Source organism: Enterobacter sp. WI-ESBL-E8 (assembly GCF_053364895.1).
The window spans coordinates 3,116,933-3,132,088 of sequence record NZ_JBRWXJ010000001.1 but is presented as its reverse complement, the minus strand read 5'-3'; the positions used below and the strand labels follow the sequence as shown (position 1 = coordinate 3,132,088).

Genomic DNA, 15,156 nt, shown 5'->3' with positions numbered 1-15,156 from the left:
TGCGTTGAAATTACACAAGGAAAAGCGCCGCCCGCAGGCAGGCGGCGCGAAGGGTTAGAACAGTACGGAGTAGTTCAGGCCAAACGTGCGTCCACGGCCCTTATAGGTATACAGGCCCGGTGCGCCGTAGGTTGGGCTATACAGCCCCGGCGCGCGCTGGCCCCAGGCGGTGGTGTAGTCTTTGTCCAGCAGGTTTTCCACGCTGAAGCTGACTTTACCCACCGGCAGGGCGTAGCTGCCCAGGAAGTCGACCGTGTTATAGCCATCGATCTTCTTGCCGTCGGCGTCTGACACGTCAAAGGTCTGCGTGCTCTGCACGCGCAGGGTCCAGTCGCCCGGCGCCCAGTTGACCCATGCGCTGGCTTTCGACGGGCTGGCGCTGTCTACCGTCAGCTTCTCCCATTTGCCGTTCTCGCGGGTTTCAGACTTAATGGCGTTAAAGTTCGCGCCCGTGCTCCAGTCGCTATTAGTGAAGAAATAGTCCACCTGACCTTCCACCCCGTAGATACGACGCTTGTCGTCTTCCAGGTTGATGGTCATATCCGTTTTGTTGATGGTGATGGTTTTATCCGAGAGCGAGTAGTACGCCGCAACCTGCGTGCGCAGGTTATCCCCGGTATAGCGCCAGCCCAGCTCGTAAGCGTTGACCTTGATGCCATCCAGCTTCGAATCGTTCACGTTCACGCTGTTCAGCAGGCGATAGTGGCCGTCGACGAGCTGATAGGTACCCGAGCCGTAGTACTTCGCCAGGTCCGGAATTTCGAAGCCCTGGGAGAAGTTAAACCACAGCTGCTGCTGTTCGGTCAGGCGGCCAAGGATCCCGGCGTTAAACAGGAAGTTGTTGTAATCGGTTTTCCCGCCCGGCACCGCGTCTGCGGAGGTGGCTTTCCCGGTGGCGATGGCCTGCTGCTGGGCGTAACCAACAAAGTCGTCCACCTTGTTTTCGGTGTACTGGTAACGCACGCCGCCGCTCAGGGTGATGGCGTCAATGTCGTAACTTGCCTGCAGGAACGGGGCGAGGTTGGTGATGCTGTAGCCCGGGTAACGGCCCACGTTGTAGGCGTTGTCCAGCTCCATGCCGCCGCTCGCCGCGGCTTTGCTCAGGTCGAAGAACTGCTGGTTGGCATCGAAGGTTTCGTGGTCGGCATCCACGCCCCAGGTCAGCGTCAAATCGTCCACCGGCTTGCTGTTCAGCGTCAGCTTGCCGCCGTAGAAATCGGTTTTCTGCTGAGAGGCACCGATGCTGCTCACCACACCTTTGGTCAGGGTCGGGAACGGATAATAGGTCAGGCTCTCGTCGCGGTAGTAAATCTGCGCAACCAGGTCCTGGCCCCAGAAATCGGTATTCGAGTACTGCAGGTTAATCAGATGGCGCTCGGTCCCCGGGACGCGGTCAGAGTCCAGGTTGCCTTTGTTGTACGCGTTCGCATCCCCCGTTACCGCGGAGAAGTTCTTCCCGAGATAGAGCCCGTGCTTGCCGTCGGATTCGCTCTTGTAGTACTGCGTGGTTAACTGCAGCTGCTGGTGATCGTCAATGTTGATGGTGCCTGTCCCCATCACATCGATACGGTCGGAATACTGCAGGCCGGTCTGGGTGTTATCAATAATCACCTCGTCGCCGTTGCCGTCGTACCAGCCGCCGTAGCGCTGATACGACACCGACAGACGACCGGACGCGTTATCATTGCCGCCGCTGACTGCCGCCGACACGTTCTCATCGTGGTCGTTGTGGCTGTTAAAGCCGCTTTTTGCCCCGGTCTGGAACTCAACCTCGGTCTCCGGCTGCCCTTTTTTGGTGACGATATTCACCAGGCCGCCGGTGCTGCCGCCGCCGTAGAGCGAGGTGGCACCGGAGATTACTTCAATGCGATCGATATTGAACGGGTCGATAGAGTCCAGCTGACGGCTGTCGCTGCGCGACGAGTTCAGGCGCACGCCGTCCACCATCACCATCATGGAACGGCCGCGCAGGTTCATGCCGTAGTTGGTCCGTCCCTGGCTGCTGACGTCCATCCCCGGGATCAGCTGCGCCAGCACCTCTTTAATCTCTTTTCCGCCCTGAACCTGCTGCTCAATTTCAGCCCGCTCAATGACCCAGGTCGTCTGCGCCATCTCCGCCACGCTGCGGTGCGCGCGGCTGGCGGAGACAACGATATTTTCTTCCTTTTGTTCTTCCGCCCACGCAGAGGTAGAAAGCATTGCAAGCAAGCAAGGATTTAAAACCCAAAGATGAGAACGTTTCATTGTTATGTTGATCCTGATTGTGTGTGTCAGTACTCGGTGGTTTTTGCTAATGATTTAAAAACCGGATTGCTGTCCGGGCTGGCGGTAGTCCGCCAGTGGATAACGCCGGGTGTGGTGGCCAGCTCAAACGGCTCGTCCGCGTGCGCGCGATTCAAAATTCGCGCCGCGCGCCAGGCCATCAGGCTGAGCTGGGGTTCGGCAATACCGAGACGGTGCATCCCGGCATTCACGGCAAACAGGCGGTTGCTCTGCGGGCCGTCCCATTCGAGGGTGAAATCGTTGTTGATGCAGAAGGCTTCGTCCGTATCCAGCTTCAGGCGGTGAGACAGCGGCGCGAGGAACGCCGGCTGTACGGCGCGGTAGCCGGTGGCAAAAATCACCACGTCGCTCTCCAGCTGCTCGCGGCCGCCGTCGAGGTGATGCTGAATGCTCAGACGATGTCCGTTTTCCTGACGCGTCAGCGCCGATACCGAGCGGGACGGCAGGAGATGCGCCCAGGGTTTTTCACGCAGCACTTCAAAGCGGTGGTACATGGCGCGGTAAATCGCCAGCAGGGACTCGGTGGTGATACCGTCAGAGGTCATCTTCTGCTCGTGCAGCATCTGGCGACGGGCCTCTTCACCGAGCGTGGAGAAGCTGTCCACGTACTCCGGCGTGAAGTACTCGTTGGCAAACGCGGCCTCATCCAGCGCGTTGTAGTTATTGCGGCGCGACACCCAGTTCAGGCTCAGCGGCTGGCCCCATTCGCCGCGGAAGATGTTCAAAAACAGGTCCGCACCGCTCTGGCCGCCGCCGACGACGGTAACGCGCTTGCCAGCGAGCTCCGGCGTGCGCAGCATCATCTCGCTGGCGTGGAAGCAGGTATCGTCCTGCACGGTAACGCAGTCGGGCAGATTGATCTGTTTGCCAATCCCCACGCAGACGTGGCGCGCCAGGAAGCGATCGCGCTGGGTTACCACCTCAAACAGGCCGCTTTTCTCATCAAAGCTGACCTGCTGCACCTGCTGGCTGAAGGCGAGATTGGTGAGGTTTTCCGCCGCCCAGCACAGGTAATCGGCAAACTCTTCGCGGGAGACGGTGCGCTGCTCGGTGGTCAGAAAGCGGTAGAACTTTTTACGCTGCACCAGGTAGTTCAGGAAGCTGTGGCGGTTGGTAGGCTCCACGGCGCTGACCAGATCCTTCAGGAAGCTGGTCTGCATGTGGCAGTCCGGCACCATCATCCCCGGGTGCCAGGAAAAGTGCGGTTTGCGCTCAAGGAACAGCGAGCTAAAGCCGTCCAGCCCTTCTGCGAGGGCGGCGATGCTGAGGTTAAACGGGCCAATACCAATGCCGATGAAATCATAGGTTTTCATTGCGCTGACTCCCGTGAGGCCAGAAAAAGTGGGTTATCGAGATCGGTGACATAGTTCGGCAGCATGCGGCTGCCGCCGTCGTGTTCGGAGAAGGTCAGTTTGACCGGGTTGAGGATCACGCGAATAATCTGCGGCTTGAAGAGATCGAATTTGGCGAAGCGGTCCGCCAGATCCGGGTGCGCGGCCATATAACCCCGCAAAACCTGCGCGAGGATCTGGTAGAAGCGCGTTTCGCTGACGCCGCTTTGCAGGGTAAGACGCGAGATAAAACGCAGCACCGTTACAAAGTTGCCGGTTTGCAGGTCGTGAATAATATAATCCGCGCTCAGGCGCGCCGTGACGGCCTTTACCTGCTCCGGCAGGCTCTGCGCCTGCGGGAAGTCCTCATCCACCAGGCGCATATCGCCCTGGAAATCTTTCAGCAGGATGCGCTGCGGGACGTAATCTTTCATCACCAGCGTCACGTTCTGCCCGTGGGCGATCAGCGCCACGCCGTAGCGGCAGAGCAGGTGATAGAACGGGATCACCGTTGCTTCAAAGAGCTTTTCCAGCCACGCCTCGGCGCTTAACCCCGAGCGTGCGATCCACGCGTCGATCAGCGGACGCCCGGCGTTATCGGTTTCCATCAGCGCCGCCATCAGCACCGCCTGTTCACCGTCCTCTAAATAACAGGACGGGTTTTCGCGCCAGATCACCCCCAGCATCTCCTGGTAGCGGTAGGGCGCTTTCGGCAATGCGGCATAGCCCGGATGCGACAGATACCCGGCAGCGGGCTCACCCAGGACCTGCGCACCGCAGCGGGTAAGCGTCGCATCGCTGGCAAACTGCTGCTGTAGCCAGCGCGAGGCCAGCGGCCCGGCGGCAATGTATTTGCCCGGAATGCCGCGATAGCAGGAGGTGTTGTAGATGGTCAGCGGCAGCTTGATGTCATACGGCGCGCGGCGGCTGGCGTTGGTGAGCGTGCGCAGGGACTGCTGCGCCAGATACTCATCGCCAAACTCGCCCAGCTCAACCATCTCACCGCGCGCCAGCTGCGCCAGGAAATGAATGGCGATCTTCTGCTGCCACTGCCACGGGTGCAGCGGCACGGGCAGCCAGCCGTCGTCGAAGCCCAGCGCCTGCCAGCGGGCGTCAAATCGCGCGCGCTCGGCGTTGTCCATGGCGCTGGCCAGCAGAGTGTGAATGTCGCAATCGGCGTCGCTGCTCCAGACCAGGTGTTCGCGCTGGACGGCGACCCAGTGCAGGCGAAAACGCCCGCGGTATTCCGGCGCGTACTGGCGCAGGGCATCCAGGCCCCAGCCGCGGCGACCTTTGTTAAAAATAAACTTCGGATGGCCGCTCATCAGGCACTGCAGTTCGTCCGGATCGAGGTGGATAAGCGCGTCGGCATCCAGCGCTTCGCGCGCCTGTAAAAGCTGAATATCCCCCCGCAGCGTGGCGTAGAGATCTTCCATATGCTCAGCCGTTTGCGCGTCGCTCATCTCCAGCACCGTTGCCAGCTGCAGCAGCGCGCTTTCGGCTTCCACTGCCGCGCCGCTGAGGGTCGTCAGGCTGTTCGGGTCGATATGCAGCCAGCCCCAGATCCCGCGCGTGGCGCTAAACTGCCATGTTTCGCTGCCCATGGCGATCTGCCAGCGGTCCGACGAAAGCGGTTCGGCGCGCAGGGTGCGTTCGTATTCCAGCTCGGCGAGGATCTTCGCCACCATCTCGCGGTTCACTTTTTGCCAGAGAGCGTTCACAGGCCCACCTCGCTGAAGAAGCGGTGACGCTGGCTCATGATGAGGCGCGAGCGCTTGTGCGGGAAGTCGAACTCTTTCACCGTGTCAAAACCGGCAGAGGAAAGGTGACGGAACAGGCGCTGGTTGTCGAAGCGCGGCTCGGCGACAATGCGCGCGGTGCGCGGCTCGTCGAGATACAGATAGTGGCTCAGGCCGCGCAGCCAGCTGCGGATGTACTGCGCGCCGCGCCAGTTTTCTTCACCCACCAGCATGTGCAGCCCGCGGTCAAACGGCTGCCAGCGATAGTGGCGGCCAATGCGGTCTTCCGGCGCCCAGTAGAGCTCAAAATAGCCGAACGGCTGGTCGTCGAAGCAGCCGATAACCGGGTAGCAATACGTTGAGTCGAGCTGGCGGCGCAGGTAGTTTTCCTGCTCGTCCTGCGGACCGGCCATCTCCCAGAAGGCGTTCACGCGCGGGTTATTCATCCAGCGGGTGAATCGCTCGCCGTCCAGCGCCACGTCCGCCACGCGGAAGCTGAGGGTGCGCTTAATTTGCGGATCGTAACGGCGATACACCTCGCCCTGCGGGCGGTGAGGGCGCAGCGGGAAGTACAGCTGGCGGCTCTCGTCAAACTGCATCCCGCCGCTGGCCTGCGGCCGTTCACCCTTCAGCCAGAGCGGCAACTGCCAGAAGGCGTCGCGCGCCAGATAATCTCCGTGGGCCTGGCTAAACAGCGCCTGCGCCTGAGGTTCATCCTGCCACGCCGCCCACGGCAGCGTGATGCCGGTTAGCGCAGGTGCGGCGACGAACAGCTGATCCAGGGCTTCGACCAGCCAGCCGTCCGGGATGTCGCGCAGGCGCTCAAGCACCGCGCTGCCGTCGAGACCCAGCGCCAGCGGCAGCGCGCGGTCCGTGGTGGTGCAGCGAAAGCCGTAGCCGGAATGGACGATATTCGCGATGGCCATCACGCCTTCTCCTTGTAAAACGGGTTGCTAAAGTCGAAATAGATCACCGCCGGATCGGCGATGGTGTTTTCATTGCGGTCGTGCAGGTAGCAGAAGAAGTTGCCTTTGCAGTTCCAGGTTGGGCTGTCCAGCACGTAGTCGAGGCAGCGGGTCTGCTTCGCGGTCTGGCGCAGGCCCACCAGCGCGTCGCGCACCCGGGACATCAGGCTCTCTTCGCTGTCGAAACCCGCGGCGGCGAGGGCGGCGGTGACGGCAAGCGTGGAGTTCAGCAGCAGGTAGTAGGGGAAGTAGCGCAGCAGCTGGCTCTCACCAAAGCGGTTTTCCACCTCGCTTTCGCCCGCCTCCTGCAGCCACGCATCGGCCCCTTCGGTCCACGCGCTGCCCTGGCAGTCGCGGTAGATAAGCCCGACGGGGAAGTCCTGCTGCATCTCAACGAGGATATTTTGCTGATGCGCCAGCAGGACCAGACCGTAGTCCGCCTCGGCGCTGAACAGCGGGAGTAATACGCGGTCGCAATAGGCGTCCAGCCAGCAGCGCGCGGCCTGGGCGAGCGGTAAATCCAGACGCTGGCTCAGACGGCGCACCGCCGCGGCCAGCAGGCTGTCACCGCCGTCCGGCGCGGCCTGCGTCAGGCTGACCAGCACGTTAGTCTGCGTAGCCGGCGTGTCAAACAGCAGGTTGACGCGCAGGGCCATCAGGCTCTCTTCCTGAACGGCGCCGCTTTCATCACGCAGCCCGGCCCAGCCGTCCTCCTGCATGACGCGCATGGTAGGGTAGCGCGCCTGGAGCTCTTGCCAGCGCGCCGTTTTCGCCAGGCGCGCCAGGCGCATCCCGCGCTTAACCTCTTTCACCGACAGCGTGCGCACGGAGTTCGTCAGGCGCACGCTGAGGGAGAACTTAATCATGTCGCTGTTGGTTTCGCTGTACAGCGAGCGCGAGGAGCTGGTGGGCAGCCACTGTGCGCCCGCTTCACCCAGGTCCTGCAATGAACCGTTTTCCACCAGACGCTGGCACCAATCCTGCTTCAGCAGATAGTCGGCCTGCCACGGGTGCATCGGCAATAGCCAGCGGGTGTCGGTAAAGTGGCCGAGCAGCTCGGGCGCGCTCTGGGCGGCGAAGCGCAGCAGGCGTTCACGCAGGGAGACGTTCAGGCTGTCGCCGGCAATCAGCGTGCTTTCAACGGCAAACCAGCGCAGCGGGAAGCGGGAGGCGAAGTCAGGCAGATAGCGGCGCGCTTCGGCTTCATCAAACGGCTCGTGCGACTTCGGTGCCGGGTGAAACGCATGGCCGACCAGCAGCGCCTGTTCCGCGTCGGCAAACGTTAGCGGCTTATCGCGCAGGGTTGCCCAGCCGTGGCGTAAATCAATCGCCTGCCAGGTGTGCGCATGGCTTTCGAGGACGCGCTGCTTAAAACGCGACAGCGTAGCGGCATCGAGAGCGCCTTTTACGGACGGTTTTTCAAGAAGTAAATCAACCAGTTGGTGGAATGTGACGGCGTCACCGTCATCGCTGTCGCTCTGAATAAGGGTTGCCGGGAAACGGTACTGATGATGCTGGGTGGGGGAGAAATAGCGTACCGGAACCCGAATAGCCTGGGTTTGAGAAAGCGGGATATGAATCTGCGATAGCGCATCCTCAGTGGCAGAGGGGAGATAGCGCCAGTCCTTCGTTTCGCGCAGCAGGGCGTTTAGAAAACACTGGGCAGCAACGTCTGTACCGGCAGCGCGGGGCAGAGCACGCATAATAGATGTACCTCATTCCATGATTGATAATAATTCTCGTTATGATATTCATTCTGTTTACAGCCGCAACCATTTTTGCAATATTTGTTTTCATAAACTTCATGATTTCCACACATTTATTGACACTATGTTCACATTCTTATGCGCGCTGACTCTGAAACATTGACCGAAAACGTCACCTCAAAAGCCAACTGGCCCCTGGCGCTATGTGCCGGTTTATTAGGTATTGGGCAAAACGGCCTGCTGGTGATGCTCCCGCAGCTGGTCACCCTGACCGGGCTGTCACTCTCGGTCTGGGCCGGGCTGCTGATGTTCGGATCCATGCTCTTTTTACCGGCCTCGCCCTGGTGGGGACGCCAGAGCGAGCGGCGGGGGTGTAAGGCCGTGATGCTGGCCTCGCTGGGCGGCTATCTGGCCAGTTTTGTGGTGATGGCGCTGGTGGTCTGGGCGATGTCGGCCGCAAGGCTCGATAGCGTCTGGGGACTGGCGGGGCTTGTTCTCTCACGTCTGTTCTACGGGCTGACGGTTTCGGGGCTGGTGCCTGCGGCCCAGACGTGGGCTATTCAGCGCGGTGGGCTGGAGAAAAGAATGGCCGCGCTGGCGACGATAAGCTCCGGCCTCAGCTGCGGGCGTTTGCTCGGCCCGCCGCTGGCGGCGCTGATGCTGAGCGTCAATCCGGTAGCGCCGCTCTGGCTGATGGCGGTCGCGCCGTTTATCGCTCTGCTGCTGGTGCTGCGCGAAGTCGCTGACCCGCCGCTGCCGGCGGTGGCGCACCAGGCGACCCGCCTGCAGGCCTCCATGCTGCCGTTCCTGCTGCTGGCGCTGCTGCTGGCGGCGCTGGTAAGCCTGATGCAGCTTGGCCTGTCACCGCATCTTAGCCCCCTGCTGGACGGTAACGCCCGGGATATTAGCCATCACGTTGCGCTCCTGCTGAGCCTGGCCGCGCTGGCCACGCTCGCGGCGCAGTTCCTGGTCGTCCGCCCGCAGCATTTCAGCCCGGTGACGTTGCTCTGTATGGCGGCGGCGTTGATGGTCGTGGGCCTTGGGCTGATGGCTGTCGCCGGCTTAGCGCTGTTCTACGTGGGGATTGTTATCACGTCGCTCGGTGCGGCGATGGCCACGCCGGGCTACCAGCTGCTGCTGAACGATCGGCTAACCACCGGGAAAGGGGCCGGGGTTATCGCCACCAGCCATACGCTGGGCTACGGCGTCAGCGCGCTGCTGGTGCCGGTGGTGACGCGCTTTTATGGGGAGCACTCTTTAACGCTGGCCGCGTGGGGTATGGCGCTGCTGTTTTTAGCGTTGAGCATAGGGGTATGGTCTACCGAGCGTACCCCTGCTGAAAAACCTTAATGGATCGCGCCGCCAGACGCCTCATTCTGCCGCAGGCGCTGCAGGGGATCCTGCTGATAAAACTGGCAGAAACGCTGCCAGAGCGCCGGGAAGCGTGGGGCAAATAGTTCCGGCGCGCTGAAGAAATACTCCGAGAGTACCGCGAAGCACTCTGCGGGGTCGGTTGCTGCATAGGCATCAATGCTGGCTGCGCTTTCACCCACCAGGTCGATTTCGTCCTGGATGTTATCCATCGCCGCGTGCAGATCGTGCTCCCAGCCCGCCACCTCGCGAAGCGGGATCAGCGGTACGCCGCTGGCGCGATCGCCGTTGCGGGTATCCAGCTTATGCGCCACTTCATGAATAACCAGATTAAAACCGGACGCGTCGAACGAGTCCTGAATGTCTAACCAGTTCAGGATTATCGGCCCCTGCTGCCAGCTTTGCCCGGACTGCACCACGCGCTGGTTATGCACCAGGCCTATATCATCTTCCCACTCGTCATCCACCACGAACGGTGCCGGGTAGATCAGCACTTCGTGAAAACCGTCCAGCCACTCGATGCCGAGCTCAAGCACCGGCAGGCAGAAAAGCAGGGCGATACGCGCGTTTTTCAGGGGATCGAGCTCGAAGCCCTGCAGCGGGACCAGGCGTTTTTGCTGCAAAAAACGATCTGCCATCTGAACCAGTTTCGATTGTTCATCCGGCTTAAGATTAGCCAGAACAGGGATCGCCAGCGCGTCATCCCACGGCAGCGCCATATCCCGGCCAGCCTCATTCGTTTTCCAGGGCCACTTAATCATCGCTTTGCAAACTCGTCATTTGAACAAAATGGAAAGGTCAGGTTGAGTTAAGATGCCAGAAAATCGGTCATTGCTACAATTCCAGCCTGAATAAACTATCATTTCGTACGTAGCGGTGGGTAGCGGTTTGCAGGCATCACCTTCATTTTGTGAAGTCTGTCGTAGGCTTACACCACAGGCTCGTGACGAAATCAGTACGGTATGAACAAAGGCTATCCCGATGAGCGACTTTAAAGGTAATAAGCAGAACCTGCCCAGCCGGGCGTGCGTGCACTGCCAGCGGCCCATGACGTGGCGTAAGAAATGGGCGAAATGTTGGGATGAGGTCAAATACTGTTCTGAGCGCTGTCGCAGGAGCCACCGTTGACCGAACTGCGCCTCATTCTGGGCGATCAGCTTAATCCGCACCACAGCTGGTTCGATACCTGCAATCCGAATGTCATTTACGTGATGCTGGAGCTTCGGGCAGAAACCGCGTATGTGCTTCATCACGCCCAAAAAGTTATCGCCATTTTCGCGGCCATGCGCGCGTTTGCCTCTGGGCTAAAGGAGAAGGGGCATCGGGTGAGGTATGTCCGACTTTCAGACAGTTCAAACCGCGGCGCGCTGGAAGACAATCTCAACGCGCTTGTTGCGCATTACCATGCCGACAGGGTGATGTGGCAGGAACCCGATGAATGGCGTCTGGATACGCAGCTGAAGGCGTGGGCGAAAACGGTGACCGTCGAAACGGCATGCGTCAGCAGCGAGCATTTTTTCACTACCCGTGAGCAGGTAGGTGCGTTCTTTGCGACGCGCAAAAGCTGGCGAATGGAGTTTTTTTATCGGGAAATGCGACGTCGGCACGATGTACTGTTGACCTCTGAAGGCAAGCCAGAAGGGGGGAAATGGAATTTCGATGCTGAAAACCGCAAGCGCTGGTCCGGCGAACCGTCCGCACCGGCTGACTCGCGTGCCTGCCACGATCGTTCAGACTTATGGGCGGAGATCCAACGCTGCGGCGTAAACACCTTCGGCGAACCGCAGGCCGAGCATTTTCGCTGGCCGCTCAACCGTTCGGAAGCCAAAGACAGGCTGGATGAATTTGTCACTTACGTGCTTCCGCAGTTCGGCGCATGGCAGGATGCGATGCACGTGGATGAACCTTTTCTTTTCCACTCGTTAATTTCATTTGCGCTGAACACTAAAATGCTGAATCCGCGGGAAGTGGTCGCCGCCGCCCAGCAGGCGTGGCGCTCTGGCCACGCGCCGCTGCCTGCCGTCGAAGGATTTATCCGACAGATTCTCGGCTGGCGGGAGTACGTGCGCGGGATCTACTGGTCGCAGATGCCGGGCTATCGGGAACTGAATGCATTAGACCAGCACGCCCCGCTGCCGGACTGGTTCTGGACGGGCAAGACGCAAATGCGCTGCCTGGCGCATGCTATTGGGCAGTCACTTACTGAGGCTTACGCCCACCATATCCAGCGCCTGATGATCGTCGGGAACTTTTGCCTGCTCAGCGGGATGTCGCCGCAGGCCGTACATGAATGGTATCTGGGGGTCTATATTGATGCCTTTGAGTGGGTGGAACTGCCCAATACCCTCGGCATGAGCCAGTTTGGCGATGGCGGGCTACTGGCCAGTAAACCCTATGTCTCAAGCGCGTCTTATATCCATAAAATGAGTAATTACTGTCAGGGGTGCCGGTATCAACATAGCCAGCGTACCGGGGAGCTAGCGTGCCCCTTCAATGCCCTTTACTGGGATTTCTTTGCGCGCAACCGGGCGCGTCTCGGTAACAATCCTCGCCTGGGCATTGTCTTTAAACAGCTTGCGGATATTAACGAAGAGGAGCGAAAGGCCATTGCCGACCGCGCCGGATACATTCGCCTGCATCTCAACGACCTTTGAGTATTTCATCACCGCGTCGGTTGCGGAAGGTCAATAAGACGCTATTATTTTTGACTTTGTTGCGTATTCCCTGACAGGACATCCAGACGCTATGCCCGTGAATTTTGACCTCAACGATCTTTATGCTTTCCGAGCGTTAGTAGAATACGGTAACTTCCGCGTCGCCGCTGAATCTATCTGCCTGTCCCAGTCGGCGCTGAGCCGCAGGATTGAGAAGCTGGAGGCCGCGCTGGGAACTAAGCTCTTTGACCGCACCACCCGGCGCGTGGCCTTAACGCTATACGGGCAAAACTTTGCGGAACGCTCCGCGCAGCTGCTCGACAACGTTGAGTCAATGCTGGCGGATGTCGATAAGGTCAGCGAAGAGCGGACGGGGCTGATCACGGTCGCCACGGTACCCTCCGCGGCCTGCTATTTTATGCCAGACGTGATCCGTCGTTTTCAGTCCCGCTATCCACGCGTTCGCATTAAGCTCATCGACAGCAGCGCGGGGAATGTGATTGACGCCGTGGCCCGAAGCCAGGCGGATTTTGGAATCTGCTTCGCAGGAAACTTGCCGTCGGAAATCGAGTTTTTCCCGCTGGTGGAGGATGTCTACGTCGCGGCGTGCCGAAAGGATCACCCGCTGGCGCAGAAGAGCCACCTGACGTGGCAGGCGTTTTATCAGCAGGATTACATCTCTCTCGATAAAACGTCAGGTAACCGTAACCTGCTCGACCGGATGCTGGGGGATATTGTTCCCGAGCGCCCCAGCGTTTGCGAAACCCGTCACGTCACCACGATGCTCGGCATGGTAGAGGCGGGGATCGGCATTGCTGCCGTTCCCGCCATGTCGATGCCCACGTCAGAGCACACCGTGCTGACGCATCTGCCGCTGGTGGCGCCGGAAGTGAAGCGCGCCGTGGGGCTTATCCGGCGCCGGGGGCGTATCCAGTCCTATATTGCGGCTGAGCTGGAAAAACATATCACCGAGCAGTATCGCCGGACGTAACGGGGATCATCCCCGTCTCCTGGATGACGGCCCGGGAGGGCGGCGAGGCGAGATAGGTCAGCAGCGCTTTTCCCTCGGCGGGATGCTCCGCGTGACGGGTCACCGCCCCGGCGAAGCGCGTAATGTACTGCAGATTATCAGGGATTTTACCGACAAAGGTGACGCCCTCAACCGGCAGCAGCTCGCTGACCTGCTGGAACCCTACGGCGTACTTTCCTTTTGCCACTTCCGAGGCGACCGGAATACGCTCGACCTTTGTCGCTTTACCCGTCACCTCTTTCTCTATCCCCAGCTTTGTGAACAACGTCTGGCTGACATACCTGCCGCTGGCGCTGTCAGAGTAGGCGATGGAGCTGGCCTGCAGCAGCGTTTTACGCAGGTTTGCATCGTTACTGATATCGGGGACCCCGTCGCCTTTTTTGACCACCATGCCGATGGGGGAGTCCGCAAGCTCGGCTCGCGAGCCGGGCTCGGTCAGGCTGGCTTTTTCAAGCTTCTCCAGCGCATCGCCCACCATAATCACCACGTCGGCTTTCTCACCGCGCGCGAGCCGGTTTGGGATCGCCTGCGGCGTAGCGCCCATTGAGGGGCCGGGGATAATAACAATCTTATCCCCGGTCCGGCGTTCATATTCCGGCGCCAGCTTTTCAAGGGCGGCTTTGAAACCGCCTGAAATCATCACCTTGACGTCCTGAGCACAGGCGTTGGCGCTCAGTAAGGCCAGCACCAGCGCGCTGGCGGTATAGCGAAACGTAAGTTTCATGCGGCCTCCTGTGACTTGACGGTGTTTTGCAGCGATACCGCGCGACGGCGATAGAGGTAGAGCGTTGCCAGCAGCGCGCACACCGCGGCGAAGCTCATCCAGTAGCCCGGTGAGGCTTTATCACCGGTGTATTCAATCAGCGCGGTGGACATCACCGGGGTAAAGCCACCGAATACCGCCGTTGCCAGGCTATATGCCAGCGAGAAGCCCGCCACGCGCACTTCCGCAGGCATAATTTCCGTCAGGGCCGGGATCATCGCGCCGTTATACAGGCCGTAGAGGAAGGAGAGCCACAGCAGGACGCTCAGCATCATGGAGAAGCTGGGGGCGTTAGCCAGCATCGTCAGGGCCGGGTAGCTGGTCGCCAGCGCCAGCAGGGTCATGGCAATCAGCACCGGTTTGCGCCCGAAGCGGTCCGACAGCGCGCCGCCCACCGGCAGCCAGATAAAGTTAGAGACAGCCACCAGCAGCGTCACCAGCAGGCTGTCTGATGCGCTCAGCATCAGCACCTTTTTGCCAAAGGTGGGCGCGTAAACGGTGATCAGATAAAAAGCCGTTGTGGTCATCGCCACCATCAGCATGCCCGCGACCACTACCTGCCAGTTAGCCAGCAGCGTTTTAAAGACCTGGCGCATTTCCAGATGATGGCGGCGCGCGCTGAACTCTTCCGTCTCCTCCAGCTTGCGGCGCAGGAAAAAGATAAACGGCACGATTAAACAGCCGAACAGGAACGGGATGCGCCAGCCCCATTCGCGAATGGCGCTCTCTTCCATCAGGGCGTTCAGGGCAAAGCCCATCGCCGCCGCCACCATAATGGCGACCTGCTGGCTGCCGGACTGCCAGCTGGTGTAAAAGCCCTTGCGGCCCGGCGTGGCGATTTCAGCCAGATAGACCGATACGCCCCCAAGCTCCGCCCCGGCGGAAAAGCCCTGCAGCAGGCGGCCCGTCAGGACCAGCAGCGGCGCCCATAGCCCGATGCTTTGATAAGACGGGATAAGCACAATCAGGAAGGTGCCCGCCGCCATGATGGAAAGCGTGACGATCAGCCCCTTTCTGCGCCCCACCTTGTCGATGTATGCGCCAAGCACAATGGCCCCGATCGGGCGCATCAAAAAGCCCGCGCCGAAGACGGCAAAGGTCATCATCAGCGACGCAAATTCACTGCTCGCCGGGAAGAACGTGTGGGCGATATAGGTGGCATAGAAGCCGAAAAGAAAGAAATCGAACTGCTCAAGAAAGTTGCCGGACGTCACGCGAAGTATCGCGCCCGCTTTCGACCGTACGGTTGCAGGTGAGGTTGAGGAAAACATGGTTATCTCCAGTTTATTGTTGACGTTTTACGCGTCTGTTTCT

General features: G+C 60.1%; 12 protein-coding genes. 4 read left to right on the top strand and 8 right to left on the bottom strand.

Annotation, left to right across the window (positions count from 1 at the left end; all coding sequences use genetic code 11):
* Positions 1 to 54: 54 nt before the first annotated feature.
* The 5 genes from ACWHWP_RS14925 to ACWHWP_RS14905 are packed head-to-tail and all read right to left on the bottom strand — an operon-like array spanning position 55 to position 8,021.
* Positions 55 to 2,244, bottom strand: a complete 2,190-nt coding sequence (locus ACWHWP_RS14925; RefSeq protein WP_063957608.1) for a TonB-dependent siderophore receptor — start codon at positions 2,242 to 2,244, stop codon at positions 55 to 57.
* A gap of 26 nt (positions 2,245 to 2,270) precedes the next feature.
* Positions 2,271 to 3,596, bottom strand: a complete 1,326-nt coding sequence (locus ACWHWP_RS14920) for a lysine N(6)-hydroxylase/L-ornithine N(5)-oxygenase family protein (RefSeq protein ID WP_447855911.1) — start codon at positions 3,594 to 3,596, stop codon at positions 2,271 to 2,273.
* Entirely contained in the window at positions 3,593 to 5,335 is a 1,743-nt protein-coding gene (gene iucC, locus ACWHWP_RS14915; protein WP_447855910.1) for an aerobactin synthase IucC, read from the bottom strand. Before iucC ends, ACWHWP_RS14920 begins: the two co-directional genes overlap by 4 nt.
* Positions 5,332 to 6,279 carry a GNAT family N-acetyltransferase gene (locus tag ACWHWP_RS14910; protein ID WP_447855909.1) on the bottom strand — a complete coding sequence of 316 codons (948 nt, stop codon included), beginning with the start codon at positions 6,277 to 6,279 and terminating at the stop codon, positions 5,332 to 5,334. The genes iucC and ACWHWP_RS14910 overlap by 4 nt, the downstream gene beginning before the upstream one ends.
* The gene (locus ACWHWP_RS14905) at positions 6,279 to 8,021 is read right to left on the bottom strand and encodes an IucA/IucC family protein (RefSeq protein WP_447855907.1); all 1,743 of its coding nucleotides are present in this window, start codon (positions 8,019 to 8,021) and stop codon (positions 6,279 to 6,281) included. The genes ACWHWP_RS14910 and ACWHWP_RS14905 overlap by 1 nt, the downstream gene beginning before the upstream one ends.
* A 141-nt stretch (positions 8,022 to 8,162) precedes the next feature.
* Here ACWHWP_RS14905 and ACWHWP_RS14900 point away from each other — a divergent pair, with 141 nt between their 5' ends.
* Positions 8,163 to 9,374, top strand: coding sequence for an MFS transporter (locus ACWHWP_RS14900; protein WP_447855906.1), 1,212 nt, complete (start codon positions 8,163 to 8,165; stop codon positions 9,372 to 9,374).
* On the opposite strand, the gene mtfA is transcribed toward ACWHWP_RS14900, so the two are convergent.
* Positions 9,371 to 10,156, bottom strand: a complete 786-nt coding sequence (mtfA, locus tag ACWHWP_RS14895; RefSeq protein ID WP_059310246.1) for a DgsA anti-repressor MtfA — start codon at positions 10,154 to 10,156, stop codon at positions 9,371 to 9,373. The genes ACWHWP_RS14900 and mtfA overlap by 4 nt on opposite strands.
* Before the next feature lie 220 nt (positions 10,157 to 10,376).
* Here mtfA and ACWHWP_RS14890 point away from each other — a divergent pair, with 220 nt between their 5' ends.
* The 3 genes from ACWHWP_RS14890 (at position 10,377) to ACWHWP_RS14880 (ending at position 13,040) form a co-directional block, all read left to right on the top strand.
* A complete protein-coding gene (locus ACWHWP_RS14890; RefSeq protein ID WP_014884425.1) occupies positions 10,377 to 10,523 on the top strand; it encodes a DUF2256 domain-containing protein in 147 nt (48 codons plus the stop codon).
* Complete coding sequence (locus ACWHWP_RS14885; RefSeq protein ID WP_447855905.1) at positions 10,520 to 12,049, top strand: cryptochrome/photolyase family protein; 1,530 nt, start codon at positions 10,520 to 10,522, stop codon at positions 12,047 to 12,049. The genes ACWHWP_RS14890 and ACWHWP_RS14885 overlap by 4 nt, the downstream gene beginning before the upstream one ends.
* 91 nt (positions 12,050 to 12,140) lie before the next feature.
* A complete protein-coding gene (locus tag ACWHWP_RS14880) occupies positions 12,141 to 13,040 on the top strand; it encodes a LysR family transcriptional regulator (protein ID WP_047346013.1) in 900 nt (299 codons plus the stop codon).
* Here the strand turns inward: ACWHWP_RS14880 and ACWHWP_RS14875 are convergent.
* Together ACWHWP_RS14875 and tcuC are read right to left on the bottom strand one after the other, a co-directional pair.
* Entirely contained in the window at positions 13,015 to 13,803 is a 789-nt protein-coding gene (locus ACWHWP_RS14875; protein WP_447855904.1) for a substrate-binding domain-containing protein, read from the bottom strand. The genes ACWHWP_RS14880 and ACWHWP_RS14875 overlap by 26 nt on opposite strands.
* Positions 13,800 to 15,113 carry an MFS transporter gene (gene tcuC / locus ACWHWP_RS14870; RefSeq protein ID WP_063431834.1) on the bottom strand — a complete coding sequence of 438 codons (1,314 nt, stop codon included), beginning with the start codon at positions 15,111 to 15,113 and terminating at the stop codon, positions 13,800 to 13,802. The genes ACWHWP_RS14875 and tcuC overlap by 4 nt, the downstream gene beginning before the upstream one ends.
* Positions 15,114 to 15,156 lie beyond the last annotated feature (43 nt).

Bases quoted from the DNA above. Each gene is read 5' to 3' on its own strand.
- ACWHWP_RS14925 (WP_063957608.1), bottom strand. From the start codon at position 2,244: ATGAAACGTTCTCATCTTTGGGTTTTAAATCCTTGCTTGCTTGCAATG.
- ACWHWP_RS14920 (WP_447855911.1), bottom strand. From the start codon at position 3,596: ATGAAAACCTATGATTTCATCGGCATTGGTATTGGCCCGTTTAACCTC.
- ACWHWP_RS14910 (WP_447855909.1), bottom strand. From the start codon at position 6,279: ATGGCCATCGCGAATATCGTCCATTCCGGCTACGGCTTTCGCTGCACC.
- ACWHWP_RS14905 (WP_447855907.1), bottom strand. From the start codon at position 8,021: ATGCGTGCTCTGCCCCGCGCTGCCGGTACAGACGTTGCTGCCCAGTGT.
- ACWHWP_RS14900 (WP_447855906.1), top strand. From the start codon at position 8,163: ATGCGCGCTGACTCTGAAACATTGACCGAAAACGTCACCTCAAAAGCC.
- mtfA (WP_059310246.1), bottom strand. From the start codon at position 10,156: ATGATTAAGTGGCCCTGGAAAACGAATGAGGCTGGCCGGGATATGGCG.
- ACWHWP_RS14890 (WP_014884425.1), top strand. From the start codon at position 10,377: ATGAGCGACTTTAAAGGTAATAAGCAGAACCTGCCCAGCCGGGCGTGC.
- ACWHWP_RS14880 (WP_047346013.1), top strand. From the start codon at position 12,141: ATGCCCGTGAATTTTGACCTCAACGATCTTTATGCTTTCCGAGCGTTA.
- ACWHWP_RS14875 (WP_447855904.1), bottom strand. From the start codon at position 13,803: ATGAAACTTACGTTTCGCTATACCGCCAGCGCGCTGGTGCTGGCCTTA.
- tcuC (WP_063431834.1), bottom strand. From the start codon at position 15,113: ATGTTTTCCTCAACCTCACCTGCAACCGTACGGTCGAAAGCGGGCGCG.